Annotated in this window: 13 protein-coding genes and 2 tRNA genes; 8 read left to right on the top strand and 7 right to left on the bottom strand. The window is 56.3% G+C overall.

The annotated features are described in order from the left end of the window. Positions 1-82 precede the first annotated feature (82 nt). From RBR60_RS04255 to cls, 4 genes are all read left to right on the top strand, one after another. Positions 83-158 (top strand) — tRNA-His (locus RBR60_RS04255). 13 nt (positions 159-171) lie between these two features. After that, positions 172-248: transfer RNA gene (locus RBR60_RS04250), tRNA-Arg, on the top strand. A gap of 304 nt (positions 249-552) precedes the next feature. Beyond that, positions 553-2,394, top strand: a complete 1,842-nt coding sequence (locus RBR60_RS04245; RefSeq protein ID WP_320354635.1) for a hypothetical protein — start codon at positions 553-555, stop codon at positions 2,392-2,394. Positions 2,395-2,653: 259 nt separating this feature from the next. Then, positions 2,654-4,099, top strand: coding sequence for a cardiolipin synthase (gene cls / locus RBR60_RS04240; protein ID WP_320354634.1), 1,446 nt, complete (start codon positions 2,654-2,656; stop codon positions 4,097-4,099). Between the two features lie 3 nt (positions 4,100-4,102). On the opposite strand, the gene RBR60_RS04235 is transcribed toward cls, so the two are convergent. Beyond that, positions 4,103-4,345 carry a hypothetical protein gene (locus RBR60_RS04235; protein WP_320354633.1) on the bottom strand — a complete coding sequence of 81 codons (243 nt, stop codon included), beginning with the start codon at positions 4,343-4,345 and terminating at the stop codon, positions 4,103-4,105. On the opposite strand from RBR60_RS04235, the gene RBR60_RS04230 reads away from it, so the two are divergent. Next, complete coding sequence (locus tag RBR60_RS04230; protein ID WP_320354632.1) at positions 4,344-5,009, top strand: endonuclease III; 666 nt, start codon at positions 4,344-4,346, stop codon at positions 5,007-5,009. The two genes, RBR60_RS04235 and RBR60_RS04230, sit on opposite strands and share 2 nt — an antisense overlap. A gap of 24 nt (positions 5,010-5,033) precedes the next feature. On the opposite strand, the gene moaA is transcribed toward RBR60_RS04230, so the two are convergent. The 4 genes from moaA to RBR60_RS04210 form a co-directional block, all read right to left on the bottom strand. Next, entirely contained in the window at positions 5,034-6,023 is a 990-nt protein-coding gene (gene moaA, locus RBR60_RS04225; protein WP_320354631.1) for a GTP 3',8-cyclase MoaA, read from the bottom strand. Further along, a complete protein-coding gene (gene moaC, locus RBR60_RS04220; RefSeq protein ID WP_320354630.1) occupies positions 6,020-6,502 on the bottom strand; it encodes a cyclic pyranopterin monophosphate synthase MoaC in 483 nt (160 codons plus the stop codon). The genes moaA and moaC overlap by 4 nt, the downstream gene beginning before the upstream one ends. Before the next feature lie 77 nt (positions 6,503-6,579). After that, positions 6,580-6,945, bottom strand: a complete 366-nt coding sequence (locus RBR60_RS04215) for a molybdenum cofactor biosynthesis protein MoaE (RefSeq protein WP_320354629.1) — start codon at positions 6,943-6,945, stop codon at positions 6,580-6,582. Between the two features lie 67 nt (positions 6,946-7,012). Further along, positions 7,013-7,567, bottom strand: coding sequence for a hypothetical protein (locus RBR60_RS04210; RefSeq protein ID WP_320354628.1), 555 nt, complete (start codon positions 7,565-7,567; stop codon positions 7,013-7,015). 461 nt (positions 7,568-8,028) lie between these two features. Here RBR60_RS04210 and RBR60_RS04205 point away from each other — a divergent pair, with 461 nt between their 5' ends. The 3 genes from RBR60_RS04205 (at position 8,029) to RBR60_RS04195 (ending at position 11,316) form a co-directional block, all read left to right on the top strand. Continuing rightward, the gene (locus RBR60_RS04205) at positions 8,029-8,784 is read left to right on the top strand and encodes a basic amino acid ABC transporter substrate-binding protein (RefSeq protein ID WP_320354627.1); all 756 of its coding nucleotides are present in this window, start codon (positions 8,029-8,031) and stop codon (positions 8,782-8,784) included. Between the two features lie 84 nt (positions 8,785-8,868). Continuing rightward, on the top strand, positions 8,869-9,543 hold the full coding sequence (locus tag RBR60_RS04200; RefSeq protein WP_320354626.1) for an amino acid ABC transporter permease: 675 nt from the start codon (positions 8,869-8,871) through the stop codon (positions 9,541-9,543). A gap of 183 nt (positions 9,544-9,726) precedes the next feature. After that, the gene (locus RBR60_RS04195) at positions 9,727-11,316 is read left to right on the top strand and encodes a Na+/H+ antiporter NhaC family protein (RefSeq protein WP_320354625.1); all 1,590 of its coding nucleotides are present in this window, start codon (positions 9,727-9,729) and stop codon (positions 11,314-11,316) included. A 139-nt stretch (positions 11,317-11,455) separates the two neighbouring features. On the opposite strand, the gene RBR60_RS04190 is transcribed toward RBR60_RS04195, so the two are convergent. After that, positions 11,456-12,262, bottom strand: a complete 807-nt coding sequence (locus RBR60_RS04190; RefSeq protein ID WP_320354624.1) for a serine protease — start codon at positions 12,260-12,262, stop codon at positions 11,456-11,458. A gap of 131 nt (positions 12,263-12,393) precedes the next feature. Next, complete coding sequence (locus RBR60_RS04185) at positions 12,394-13,059, bottom strand: TetR/AcrR family transcriptional regulator (RefSeq protein WP_320354623.1); 666 nt, start codon at positions 13,057-13,059, stop codon at positions 12,394-12,396. Between the last annotated feature and the right edge of the window lie 24 nt (positions 13,060-13,083).

Raw genomic sequence — 13,083 nt, 5'->3', positions numbered from 1 at the left:
ATTCTTTTATTTTTTCCTGAAAACAGAAAAAAAGGCTTGCCCTTTTTATGGCGTCCTGGTAGAGAGTCTTTCGATTTTTGTGGTGGGTATAGCTCAGTTGGCAGAGCACAAGGTTGTGGTCCTTGGGGTCGAGGGTTCGAGCCCCTCTACTCACCCCATAAACTTTCTTCTGCGCCCGTAGCTCAGCTGGATAGAGCGTCGGACTTCGAATCCGCAGGCCGGGGGTTCGAATCCCTCCGGGCGCGCCATTGGGAACCAAGGGTTTACAGCTTAAGGCTGTAAGCCTTTTTTGTTTTGGATGAGGGGCGGAATCGTTCAGGCAATCGTAAAACGGCCCTGATCAAGGGGTTTGAGACGCATCCTATCCTCCTGTATGCCCCTGCTGTTCCGTCTTTTCAAAAGATCTACCATCCCGCCCCCCGCCTTTTGTGAGTCTGTACCTGTTTCCCACGGCCCTTTCCATTTGCCTCGACAGCATGCGATGAAATCTGCTACGGGAGACAGATTCGCTTGCAAAACATTCGCAGACTCGTCTTTATGCAGGGAAAGGACATGATGGAAGATCTTGCAGCGGGCCTGAGGGTTTCCATGCCCGCTTATTTTCTGAAGGGAGTGGCCCTGGGGGCTGTACTGGTCTTTGTGTCATGGGAAGTGGCATACCAGGCGTTCTGGTTTTTCGTGCTGGCGGTTTTTCTTTTCAGTCTGCCCGTTGTGGTCAGTGGCTTTTATCTCGGAACCGTGCGTCAGATCCGGAGCCTTGTCTTTTTCAGGCCCGGAGGCTGGCTGCACCGGATTTTTTCCCGCAGGTTTTTCAGGCTGGTTTTCTGGGCCCTCTGGGCCATCCCTTCGTCATTTTTTCTTCTGATCCAGTTCCGGTTCTGCACGTTTCTGGAATGGCTGGTTCTCTTTTCAGCCTTGCCGATCTTGGGCATGGTTTTTCTTTTCGTGCGGAGAATTCTCCGCCCGGAGCTGAAGCCCTGGCTTGTGACGGCAACGGCCCTTGTCTGGGCCCGGAGGACAGCGCCCTTTCTTCTTCTCATTCTCTACGGTCTGCTCCTTTACGCCTTTGGAGGAGAGCCGGGCCTGGCTTCCCTGGAGGAAGCCATAGAGGTGCAGAGAAAAACCCTTCCCGCCATGGGGGACAGTGTGCTTTTCCATGAGCTGACCCAGTTTTTTGCGGCCTATGAAGGGGCAAGACTCTACCTTGCGGGGCGTATGGGGGGTGGGGATGTGGGGTTTACCCTTTTTCTTCTGCTTCTGGGAGGAGGGGTCTTTTTTTTCAATGTCTGCGCCATGCTTTCCTGTTTTCTCATTCCGGGTCGGGAGTTCCGCAGGGTATGGGGAAGCCTCTCCGACGCTGATATCCCCCCACAGGCAACCCCTGTTCAGGTGGCGGTGTTCAGTGCCATGGGGGTTTTTGTTGTTTTCTTCTGTTACCTTCCCGCCATGGTGGGGCTTGAATGGATCTTGCGTCAGCATCCGGAGCTGGGCCGGACCCGGCAGGAGGCAGAGGCGATCTTTGTGCTTCGGGTGGAGGAAATTGACGCCCGTTATTTCCGGGAGGGTACCCTGGATGCGCTGCGCGAAGCCCGCCTGGAGGCCCTGCACCGGGTGGAGCTTTCCCTTGTGCATCTGGAAGGGCAGGTGGATCGTGCCTTTGACCGGATGGAGGTCAATGTGGAGCGGTATCTGGACTGGTATTACAGCCTGCCTGCGGAGTACGGTCGTATGGGCAGGCTTCTCATCGGAAAGCTTGAAACCTACATGATCCGGAAGCTGGAGGCCCATCTCATGCATGGGGATCCTTTCCGCGATGTGGATGCGGCCCTTCAGCGTATGCTGGAGGCGCATGGAGAGGCCTTGCAGATATACAAGGCGGCGGTGGAAAGGATTCTTGCGGAAAATCTTGTGGAAAAACAGGAAAATGCGATCCCCCATGAGGTGGCCCTGCGGGCATCCCTTCAGGAAGTGCTGGATCTTTCCATTCATGCGGACGCCATATCCTTTGGAAAACGCGTGACCGCCGGAGGGGCGGCCGCTGGTGTGGTAACGGGGCTGGTTGTGAAAAAAACCGTGGGCAAGGTGGCTGCGCAGAACACGTTCAAGCTGGCCGCCAAATCCCTTGGCAAGGTGCTGGCTTCCAAGGGAGCGGGAGCTGCCTCGGGTGCGGCCGCAGGTGCTGCTGCGGGAGCCTTTGTGGGAGGGCCTGCGGGTGCGGTGCTGGGCGGCATCGCAGGGGGCATTGCGGCGGGGGTGACGGTGGATAAGATGCTTCTCATGCTGGAAGAGGCCGTCAGCCGGGAGGATTTTCGAAGGGAAATTCTCACGGTCATCCACACTGCGCGGGAAGAACTTCTGTCTGAGATCCGGGGGCAGCATGCCGGGCCAAGGTGAAGAGCCTTTGTGCGGATGGGATTTTCGGTAATGGGGGGATGTTTTCGGAAAACATGATAAAGTGCCTTTTTTGGTGGCTTTGGGGTTTTTCCCAAAGGTCCCAAGGCTTGTGGGATGGAAGGCAGGGCCATGAAACGTTCCTGCTGTGTTTTGAAGGGGGGAATCTGATGAGCGGCGTGATGAAGGCAGGAAATCTTACAATCTCCCTTCTTTTTGGGCTGCGCGCCGGAGTCCGGAAGGGTGCCGGTGGAACGGTTTTGTGGAAAGGTCTGCGATGCTGCTGACCCTCATTGCCGTTTTCATCGCCCTTGTGGAAGGATTGGCCATCCTGATGGCCATCCATGCGGTGATGCATGTGCGGAGCTCCCAGGGCGCTGTGGCCTGGGTGATCGCGCTCATCACCTTTCCCTGGCTGACTCTGCCCCTGTACTGGGTGTTTGGCAGGAACAGGTTCAAGGGCTATGTGGAGGCCTTAAGCCAGGGATACCAGGAAAAAATGCAGGAGGTCCGTGATCAGAATGCGGCGCTGGAAGCGTTCCGGGCCTTTGCTCCGGAAGACCGGGATGACGCCTTGCGGGTTTTTGAGAGTCTTGCCGGAACCCCCTTTACCCTGGGGAATACGCCTCAGCTCCTCATCAATGGCAAGGTAACCTTCGAAGCCATTTTCAAGGCCATTTCCGAAGCAAGGGACTATGTACTCCTGGAGTTTTTCATTGTGCGGGATGACAGCCTCGGAAGGCGTCTGCAAAGGCTGCTCATGGAAAAGGCCCGGTCCGGCGTACGGGTGTATTTTCTCTATGATGAGATCGGGTGCAGGGGGCTTAAAAAAGGATACGGCGCCCGACTGATGGATGCGGGTGTACTTTTCTGTCCTTTTTTTACCCGGCGAGGGCTTTTCAACCGTTTCCAGCTGAATTTTCGAAATCACCGCAAAATTGTGGTGGTGGATGGTGAAAAAGCCTTTGTGGGCGGCCATAATGTGGGCAGGGAATATCTGGGAAAAAGCCGGAAATTCGGATGCTGGCGGGATACCCACATGGCAGTGGAAGGCCCTGCGGTGCTGGCTGTGCAGCGGGTGTTTGAAGGCGATTGGTACTGGGCCACACGAACGCCCCTTGCACTGAACTGGGAGCTTCGGCCCCAGGGAGAAAGGAAGGGTGCGGCTGTGCTGGTTCTTCCCACAGATCCCGCCTGTAATCCGGAGGCCTGTTCCCTTTTTTTTGTGAACGCCATTTTATCTGCGAAAAAACGGGTCTGGATCGCAAGTCCCTATTTCATTCCCAACGATGCTGTGATGCAGGCCCTGCAGATGGCCGCTCTCCGGGGCGTGGACGTGCGGATTCTTCTGCCCCTGCGCTCGGATGTGCGCCTGGTTCACTTGGCCGGTTATGTGTACCTGCCAAGGCTTGCCATGGAGGGCATCCGCATCTTCCGGTATCTGCCGGGTTTTCTGCACCAGAAGGTGATTCTGGTGGATGACCGCTTTGCTGCGGTGGGTACGGCCAATGCGGACAATCGTTCCTTTCATCTGAATTTTGAAATCACCCTTGTGACTGCGGATGCGGCCTTTGCGGCCAGGGTTCTTCACATGCTGGAAAGGGATTTTGCGGTATCCAGGGAGGTGGATGGGCGTGCTTTGCCAAAGCCCGAATGGTTTTTCCGGGTGGTCGTTCGTTTTGCAGGGCTTTTTTCTCCCGTACTCTGAGGTTCACTCATCTGCGGGGGGATTTTTTTCTTTGGTTTGCCGCATGCGGAGAAGGAAGATCAGGGCAAAGGTGAGGCTGAAAAGAATGATGAAATTGGCGGCAAAGAAAAAAAGGATAAAATGGCCGGGCTCTTCCAGGTGATAGGCCATGCGCAGCACATGAATGCCGAAAAGGGCGAAGGCCAGGCAGATGAGAATGAGGAGGCCATGGAAAATCCGGCCACCGGAAAGTGCGGGAAAGGGCATGGGATTGTTTTCTTCCTTTTGTATTCATACGTTCATGAAAACCCTGGCAGAGGCATACCAGAAATGGGATGCGCCTGTCATCAGTCTGATGGCGGCAACGGGTGCAAGCCCCTTCGGGGTGCTGGTGGCCACGCTTTTGTCCTTGAGAACCAAAGATGAGGTCACGGAAGCTGCGGCCCGCAGGCTGCTGGCAAGGGCCGACACCCCGGAGGCCATGCGGGCCCTGGGGGAGGAGACCATCCGGGAGCTGATTTTTCCTGTGGGGTTTTATCCCACCAAGGCCCGTCGTCTTGTGGAAATCTGCGGGATTCTCATGGAAAAGCATGGGAGCCGGGTGCCGGACTCCATGGAGGCCCTGCTGGAGCTGCCCGGTGTGGGGCGGAAGACCGCCAATCTTGTGCTGGTGGAGGGGTATGGAATCCCCGCCATCTGTGTGGATACCCATGTGCATCGCATTTCAAACCGCCTGGGCTATGTGCGCACTCAGACGCCGGAACAGACAGAAATGGCCCTGCGCGAACGCCTGCCCCTGGAATACTGGGCCTCCTATAACGAAATGCTTGTGGCCTTTGGGCAGGTGCTCTGCCGTCCCCTTTCTCCCTGGTGCAGCCGTTGCCCTGTGGCGCATATGTGCCCCCGTATCGGTGTGGAGAGATCCCGCTGAGGCATGGGGAATGCCTCTTTCTGTTTATCCGCCGATGCGGGCCATGGCCGTATCCACCTGCCCTGTGCCGCCGGGCTCAAAGACATGCTCTGCGCCTTTGTGACGCAGGCTTTTGTGGAAAAGCGCCTTAAGGGTGTTTTCGTCTTCATGCTGGCGCAGGGCGGTTCGGATGTCCGTGGAGGCGTCCGAGAGCAGGCAGGGCCGCAGCCTGCCATTGGCCGTGAGGCGCAGGCGGTTACAGGTTTTGCAGAAATGGCGGCTGAGGGCGGGAATAAAGCCGATTTCTCCTTTTGCACCTGGAAAGGTGAAACGCTGGGCCGGTCCGTCCGTGAAACCGCTGGCAAGGGGGGTGAGTGGTCCCAGTGGCATCAGGTGTTTCTGAATCTCAGGCACAAGCAGGGGAGATCCTGTTTTTTTCTGGGCATGGCCGATGGGCATTTCCTCGATAAAGCGGACGCTGATGGGCCATTTCTGGGCAAGAAGGGCCAGGGGCAGCAGATCCGCCTCATTCACCCCCCTCAGGGCCACGGCGTTGAGCTTGAGGGTAAAGGCTTCCGTATCCAGGGCGGCTGTCAGGGCCCGCCAAACAACGTGAAAGGCATCTTTGCCTGTAATTTTCCGGAATTTTTCAGGATCCAGGGTGTCCAGGCTGAGGTTGATCTGATGCACACCCGCTTCCCGGAGAAAGGGCAGGGCGTCTTCCAGGAGCATACCGTTGGTGGTGAGGGCGAGACGTTCAAGACCGGGCAACTGTCCCAGAGTTCTGAGAAAGGGAAGAAGGCCCTTTCGGACCAGGGGCTCTCCACCGGTAATGCGGATTTTCCGGATGCCCAGGTCAAGGCCGATGCGGGCGATGGTGAGGATTTCCTCAAACCTCAGAATATCCTCATGACTCAGCCTGGGGTTGGGCTTGGAAGGAGTGCAGTAGCAGCAGGAAAAGTTGCAGCGGTCTGTCACGGAAATGCGCAGATACGTGACAGGTCTTGCACATCCGTCCACAAGAAGATCGCTCACAGGGGCTCCCGCATAAAGGCGCCGGACTTACCGCCTTCCTTTTCCATCAGCCGGATTTCGTTTATTTCCATGGTTTTATCCATGGCCTTGACCATGTCATACAAGGTAAGGGCCGCCACGGTCACGGCTGTGAGAGCCTCCATTTCGACCCCGGTTTTGCCCGTGGTTCTCACTTCTGCGCGGATGCCGATGCTGCTGCCTTCGGTGTCCGGAGTGAAGTCCACCCGTACGGAGGTCAGCATCAGAGGATGGCAGAGGGGGATGAGTTCCGCAGTGCGCTTGGCAGCCATGATCCCTGCAATGCGGGCGGTTTCCAGGGCGTTTCCTTTTTTTCCCTGCCCTTCAAGGATCTGGTGCAGAACCCCAGGCTGCATGTGGATGCGACCCGTGGCAAGGGCCCTGCGCAGGGTATCCTCCTTGTCCGATACATCCACCATGCGCACCCGGCCTTCCTTGTCCAGATGGGTCAGCTCATGCATTCTGGGGCTCCTTATTTTCTGCAATGCCGGATGGGGCGGGGCTTGCCGAAAGTCCGTTTTATCAACCCCTGAAAAATTTAAAAGGGGTATTCGGTCTTCCGGGTGGCCTCTTTCTTAATGGCTTCCAGGGTGGAGGTCAGGGTGCTCACCACATGCTCCCGGATGTCGCCGGCCACAACGATGAACATCACGTCATCGCCGACCTGAAGATCCTTTTCCTCCTGGATCCAGACCCGCACATCCACGATGCCGGGCATGGTCTTTGCCCTTTCAAGGATCTGGGCAAGGCGTTCGTGATCCACCAAAACCCGCAGTCCCTTTACCCGCTTGCCGTCCCTGCTGCTTTCCCGGACCACACCGTTATGGCAGAGAATCATGCCAGCCTTTGCAAAATCCGGGTGGTTTTTGACGTCCTGGATGAGATCTTGGAGTGTGGGTGTCATTCGTTCAGGCCCTATCCGGCTCCCCTCCGGGGAGGGGAACCGAGAGATGAAGGTTATCAGGGTAAGGTCAGGCTTTTTTGAAAGAGCGTGCAAAAAGATCCGCAATGGCGGCCCGGCCTTCTTCGGTGAGGTTCCGGGTGCCCGTGGCCGCAAAGGTGGCGTGGGTGATGCGGGGGGTGTCTTGCTCCCATTTGGTCTGTTTCCAGGTGAACCACCCCATGGCTTTCTGGTCAAAGACGGAAAGGGGGCGGTTGAAGAACTTGGCCAGCTCCACTCCCCAGCCTGTGCCCCCTTTGACCGTGCCGTCTTCCATGATCCAGCCCACGGCAAAGACCTGATGCCCGTGGTTGATGGTATGGAAAAGCAGCTGCATGACCTTGCGGATGGTATCCACCCTGGAATAGCTCCGGCCCATGCGTTTGGAAACAATCTCCATGCTCACATCGCCCTTGGCCAGGGTGTCTGCGTCAAGGATCTGCATGGCGTGGTGACGCTCAATGGTGCGGCCGGACCAGGAAAAATGCACTTCCTGTATGCCGTACTCTGCGGCCATTCGACCGAATTCACTCTCCGTACCCTGATGACCGCTGGTGTAAAGGATATTCTGAGACTGTGTCTGCATGGAACCTCCATGAAGTGAGAGGGGGGGGAGGCGTCCCCTGTCCAGGGGACGATGGTTTCAGGGGTGAAGTGTACGGGCAGGGCCAAAAAAATCAAGAATCAATTGGGCAAAGATGAAAATAAAAAGGAGAAGGACCGGAAAAGGTCGTGGGCAGGAATGCTTTTGGACCCAAAGGGTCTGACCTTTCAGGCAACCCATCGGATCGCAAGAAGAAAGTGGCTTGACAACTCTTTGTGTGACGCTTAGTAAGTCCTTTTACACAGCAGCCCTCGGGCTCTGATTTTCGGGATGCGTGACGTACGGAAAACAAGGCTTTCTGATTGACTTCCACCCGGATGCGGGAGCGTTGCCCCAAGGGGCAAAGGCCGGAGGAAGGCGTGAGCGTGAATCAGAAAGGACGGGTTTGGGGCGCGCACGATCCATACGTGAATCCAGAAAGGTAAAAACGCGGAGGAGGCAAAATGGCAAGGCATGCATTGAAAATTGTTGTACTGGCCCTGATGGCGCTGGCCTGGACTTCCATGGCCATGGCGGAATGCCGCACCTGGCAGCAGATTCAGGCCGCTGGTTTTTTCACGGTGGGCACAAGCCCCGATTACCCCCCCTTTGAAAGCATTGACGACAAGGGAAACATCGTGGGTTTTGATATCGACCTGATCCGCGCCATGGCTGCGGAAATGGGGCTTGAGGTGAGATTCCAGGGCATGGGTTTTGATTCCATCCTCATTGCCGTGCGCAGCGGACAGGTTCATCTGGGGATGTCGAGTTTTTCTGTTACGGAAGAGCGCAAGCAGAGCGTGGATTTCACCCGTCCTTACTACAAGAGCGGCCAGGTGGTGATCGTCAATCCGGATTCGGGCATCCGGACGGTGGCAGACCTCAAGGGCAAGGTGGTTTCTGCCCAGATTGGCTCCACCAGCGCGGATGCGGCCCAGGCCATTGAAGGGGCTACGGCCCGCATTGTGGATGACGCCAGCACGGCGGTGATGATGCTGCGGAACAAGGCGGCCCAGGGGGCTGTGCTGGATGTGGCCATTGCGGAAAATTACGTGGAAAAATTCGGCTTTGCCCAGCTGGACGAGCCCCTCAATTACGAGGAAGTGGCGGCTGTGGTGCGCAAGGGATGCCCGGAATTCCTGGATGCCCTGAATGCGGCCCTGGAAAAGGTGGAAGCGAGCGGAAAGCTGGAAGAACTGCGTAAGAAGTGGGGCGTGTAAGCCGGACACAAGGCTTTTTGTCCCTGAAGGGTGCGAAGGCAAGAAGTTTTTTTTCGATACGGGGAATAGGGGTAAGAAGAGGGTATGGAGCTGGATTTTGCGCTGCTCTGGCAGCATCGTATGTTTCTGGTCAAAGGGGCGGTTGTAACCATTCAGCTCACCTTTGGGGCCGTTCTGCTGGGATTTCTGCTGGGCTGCATCGCCGGGATAGGCCGGGTTTCCCATAATCGGATTTTCCGGAGTATCAGCGGCGTTTATGTCTATGTGCTGCGTGGAACCCCCATGCTTTTGCAGATTTTTTTCGTGTATTTCGGGGTGCCCCAGCTTTACATGGCGCTCACCGGAAACAGCATGACGCCGGATCCTCTGGCCGCTGGGGTGATCGCCCTGGGCTTTAACTCCGGGGCCTATGTGGCGGAAATCGTGCGTTCGGGCATTGAGGGCGTTGCCAGGGGGCAGATGGAAGCGGCGCGGTCTCTGGGCATGACCCACAGCCAGGCCATGCGGTATATTATTTTGCCCCAGGCTTTCCGGAAAATCATTCCGCCCCTTGGCAATGAGGTGATCATCCTGCTTAAGGATTCTTCCCTGGTTTCCGTTATCGGGGCTGGGGAGCTCATGTATTCGGCCAGGGTGATGGGAGCGCGTTACTACGATTATGTGCAGTTTCTCGTGGGGGCGGCTCTTATTTATCTTTTTCTCACCTTCATCATTTCCCAGCTCCTTGCACGATTGGAAAGAAAACTGAAAGTCGCCTGAGCATTGGGGGCGAAAGAGCGGATATGTAAGGATGTGTTTAAAAAAACCGAGGGCCGCGTCCGGCCTCCAGAGGGCGCGGCCCCGGTTTGGGCGGATTTTTCTTATGAACGGATCATATTTCCATCCCGACTTCTCTGACGGAAAGGACGGGGCCGCTGTGGGGCGGCTTCGTAGGTTAAACTTATGGAACTTCTGAGCTATGAAACATCGGCATGGTCCCTTCTGCCTCCGGTCATTGCCATCGTACTGGCCGTACTGACCCGCAGGGTGCTGATTTCCCTCGGGCTTGGGATTGGGGTGGGAGCTTTTATGCTCTGCGGCTTTTCTCCCATCGCCACCCTGACCTACCTGGGAAGCACCATCCTTTCTCTGGTATGGGAAGACGATGCGCTGAATACCTGGAATGTGTTCATTATCCTTTTTCTCATTCTTCTGGGTATCATGACCCGTGCCATTGCCCTTTCCGGCGGCAGCCGCGCCTTTGGAGAGTGGGCCATGGCACGGGTGGGATCCAGAAGGGGAGCCCGTATTCTCACCGCGGCCCTTGGGGTTTTTATTTTCATTGACGATTATTTCAACAGCCTTGCCGTGGGTTCCATATCGAGGCCTGTGACAGACCGCCATGGTGTGTCCAGGGCCAAGCTCGCCTACCTGCTGGATTCCACCGCAGCGCCCATCTGTGTCATTTCTCCGGTGTCCAGCTGGGGAGCCTATATCATCGCCCTCATCGGCGGGGTATTCACAGCCCATGCCTTTGTGGTTCCCCATACCCCCCTTGGCGCTTTCATAGCCATGATCCCCATGAATTATTATGCCATTTTCTCCATCATGCTGGTTTTTTTCATTGCCTGGACAGGCCGTGATTTCGGAGCGATGCGGGTGCATGAGGAAAGGGCCGCAGAGGGGCAGCTCTATGACCCGAAACGACCTCCCATTGCAGGAAACATAGAGTCTGTGGACGATGGGGGCAAAGGGTCTGTGCAGGACCTCATTCAGCCCATCCTTGTGCTCATCATTGCTACCACAGCGGCCATGATCTGGACAGGCGCCCAGGCCCTGGAGGATGCGCCTTTTTCCCTGCTTGGCGCCTTTGAAAATACGGATGTGGCAAAATCCCTCCTGTATGGCGGTCTGGCCGGTCTGGCCCTTACCTTTGGCCGCATGTGCATGGCGGGTCATCCGGCGCGGGTCTATGGGGAAGCCGTTTTAAGCGGTACCCGGGCCATGCTGCCTGCCATCTGGATTCTGCTCTTTGCCTGGACCATCATTGTGATCATCAAGGCCGTGCAGACGGGAACTTACCTTGCAGGTCTTATGGATGGTGCCATTCCCGTGGCCCTGATTCCCGTTCTTGTGTTTCTGATCTCAGGGGCCATGGCCTTTGCCACGGGAACCAGCTGGGGTACCTTTGGCATCATGCTTCCCATTGCCGGAGATATTGCGGCAAGGGTTGCACCCGAACTGCTTTTACCCATCCTTGCGGCCGTGCTTGCAGGTGCGGTTCTGGGGGATCATTGCTCTCCCATTTCCGATACCACCATACTGAGTTCCACAGGCGCGTCCTGCCATCATATGGACCATGTGATGACCCAGCTGCCCTATGCCCTGCTCACCGCTGGCGTTGCGGCCCTGGGATATCTTGTCATGGGCTTCACCGGCAGTGTGGGGGCGGGACTGCTTGCGGGCATTCTGATTCTCGGGGTTGGCGCGGTTTTCTGGGTGCGCAGGGTTCCTGCGGAAGAAAGCGGCCTTCCAAGCCCGGATCACCTCTGAAAAACAGGGAAAAAGGTCTTTTTTTTAAAAGAATCTGACCCTCTCTTGCGGCCCCTGCCAGCACGTCCCTGTGCTGACAGGGGCTTTTTTTTTGCACTGGGGCGGAGGGGAATGGAGAAGGAAGGGCTTGAAAGAAGGCTTATGTTTTTATTCCGGTAATGCGCTGGTCGAAGGAGGGCGTGGAGCGGAGGACAGAAGGAGCCATTTCCATCACCCGCAGGAGATAGGAGGAAGGCAGGGCATAGGTGATGGTGGTGGGCATGGCATAGGTATCCCTGCCCTGGTCCAGGCTTCCCACATCCTGGAGGCTGGAGAAGAGAATTCCCAGAAGGCTTCCGTTTCTGGGATCAAAAACCGGTGACCCGCTGGCACCACCATGGGTCATGATATTGACGGAAAAGGCCTGGGGTCTGGGACCCGGAAAGGGTAGAAGGGCGCTGACAATGCCCCTTTGCAGGGTAGGACCGAGCTGAAGACCGCCGGGGCTTTCCAGAGCCCTTCTTCCCGATGGAAAGCCTGCGGTGGCCACCTCCATCCCCTCTTGCAGTTCGGTTTGGGGGTTTAAGGATAAAAAGGGTACGGAAGACACATCCATCTGCACAAGTCCGACGTCCGGAGCAGAAGATCTGCCGGGAAAATTCATGAGAAAGGATCCCAAACCGATGACAGCCAGGACATCCACCCGCATGGCGAGGATCTCTTCATCCTTGCGCACAAAAAAAAGTCCCTGGACCGGCCAGTCCTTTTCCGGAGCATCCTCTGGGCGGAAAACTTCTCGGAAGGCTTCAATGACATGGGCATTGGTCATGGCAAGGCCATCTTCGCGGACAAAAAAACCCGTTCCCAGCACAGGGGGGAGCCCACCTTTGTGGCTGGGGTGGGTGTATTTGGGAACCAAGGCAAAGATGGCAGGCCGGATTTTGGGATAGACTTCCTGCAAAGACATGAAAACTCCGACAATGAATACCCGTAAAACCCCTCTTGCCCTTCGGTGGAGGTACTTCCATGGGGAGGCTTTTTTTTAAGAGCCGGGAGTTAACCCACTTTTTTGCGGGAAACTGAGGAAAGAAAAGCACATCAGCCGGTGAGAGAGGACGCGGATGCGGAACGTGTGCGGTCCGCACGGATGCGTGGGGAGGATGATGCCTTTCCCTGCCGGATCTCCGGGGGGAGGGGGATGTTGGCAAAAAAGATTTTTAAGATGGTGTGGGCATCCACGGGGTTCTGAAAGCCGCTTTCCTCCTCTGCGCTGAGCAGGGCATTGCAGATGCCGTCCAGGGCGGTTGCCAGCACCATGGGTTCGCCCATGGGGGGCAGCAGCTCCTTTTCCATGGCTGAAGCAAAGAGGGTGGCGAGGTCTTCCCGGAGTTTTTGCTGCTTTTCTTTGAGAATGGTGGATATCTGCGCCCGGACAATGGCATTGATGCCCATGGTTTCTGAAAAGAAAAGGCGGAAAATGCCGATGTTTTCCCTGTACAATTCCACTTTTCTGACCACCCACCGGCATATCTTGCTGAGATCATCGCAGTCATACCGCATGACCTTGTCCAGCTGACGGCAGATGCCGCCGGTTTTTTCAAGGATCATGGCTTTGTAAAGGGCTTCTTTGTTGGGAAAGAAGTTGTATAGGGATCCTACGGAAAATTCCGAATCCTTGGCGATCTCGCTCATGGAAACCTTATGAAAACCCTTTTCCGCAAACAGGGTCAGCGCCGTGTTCAGGATGGATTCGCGACGTTGCATGAATTCCCGTTCTTTTCGGGAAAT

The organism is Desulfobotulus sp. (genome assembly GCF_034006065.1).
Classification (GTDB): domain Bacteria; phylum Desulfobacterota; class Desulfobacteria; order Desulfobacterales; family ASO4-4; genus Desulfobotulus.
This window is presented reverse-complemented; position numbering and strand designations above follow the sequence as displayed.

Coding starts and splice junctions, on each gene's coding strand:
- moaC (WP_320354630.1), bottom strand. CDS start 6,502: ATGCATGAGCTGACCCATCTGGACAAGGAAGGCCGGGTGCGCATGGTG.
- RBR60_RS04200 (WP_320354626.1), top strand. CDS start 8,869: ATGGAGCTGGATTTTGCGCTGCTCTGGCAGCATCGTATGTTTCTGGTC.
- RBR60_RS04205 (WP_320354627.1), top strand. CDS start 8,029: ATGGCAAGGCATGCATTGAAAATTGTTGTACTGGCCCTGATGGCGCTG.
- RBR60_RS04245 (WP_320354635.1), top strand. CDS start 553: ATGATGGAAGATCTTGCAGCGGGCCTGAGGGTTTCCATGCCCGCTTAT.
- RBR60_RS04195 (WP_320354625.1), top strand. CDS start 9,727: ATGGAACTTCTGAGCTATGAAACATCGGCATGGTCCCTTCTGCCTCCG.
- RBR60_RS04230 (WP_320354632.1), top strand. CDS start 4,344: ATGGGATTGTTTTCTTCCTTTTGTATTCATACGTTCATGAAAACCCTG.
- RBR60_RS04235 (WP_320354633.1), bottom strand. CDS start 4,345: ATGCCCTTTCCCGCACTTTCCGGTGGCCGGATTTTCCATGGCCTCCTC.
- RBR60_RS04185 (WP_320354623.1), bottom strand. CDS start 13,059: ATGCAACGTCGCGAATCCATCCTGAACACGGCGCTGACCCTGTTTGCG.
- RBR60_RS04210 (WP_320354628.1), bottom strand. CDS start 7,567: ATGCAGACACAGTCTCAGAATATCCTTTACACCAGCGGTCATCAGGGT.
- RBR60_RS04215 (WP_320354629.1), bottom strand. CDS start 6,945: ATGACACCCACACTCCAAGATCTCATCCAGGACGTCAAAAACCACCCG.
- RBR60_RS04190 (WP_320354624.1), bottom strand. CDS start 12,262: ATGTCTTTGCAGGAAGTCTATCCCAAAATCCGGCCTGCCATCTTTGCC.